Consider the following 314-nt stretch of genomic DNA (forward strand, 5'->3'; position numbering starts at 1 on the left):
ACTTGCTGATCGCGTGTCCGTGCAGCGGGCCCGCGCGGAGGGCGGTGAGCACGAAGTACATCGGCTCGCTGACTTCGGAGGTTCCCCTGGGCATGGGGATGACAGTATTCCGTTCAACGAAGTGTCCGCAACGCCCAGGGGACCGCCGTTACGCCGTTACGCCGCTATGCCGTTACGAGCAGCGCGCGCCGTTGAGGTGGAACACCTCGGGCGCGGGGTTCGGGCCGGAGGCGTTGGTGCCGTTGAAGCCGAACGTCACCTTCTGCCCCGGTCTGATCTTGCCGTTCCAGCCCAGCGCCTTGGCCGTCACCACC

1 protein-coding gene is annotated in these 314 nt (G+C 66.6%); it reads right to left on the bottom strand.

Going from position 1 to position 314, the window contains the following annotated elements; translation table 11 throughout:
- Nucleotides 1-172: 172 nt before the first annotated feature.
- Nucleotides 173-313, bottom strand: a complete 141-nt coding sequence (locus tag IO39_RS59300; protein WP_342671485.1) for a cellulose binding domain-containing protein — start codon at nt 311-313, stop codon at nt 173-175.
- Nucleotide 314 lies beyond the last annotated feature (1 nt).

The organism is Nonomuraea candida (assembly GCF_000725485.1).
In the GTDB taxonomy this organism is placed as follows: domain Bacteria; phylum Actinomycetota; class Actinomycetes; order Streptosporangiales; family Streptosporangiaceae; genus Nonomuraea; species Nonomuraea candida.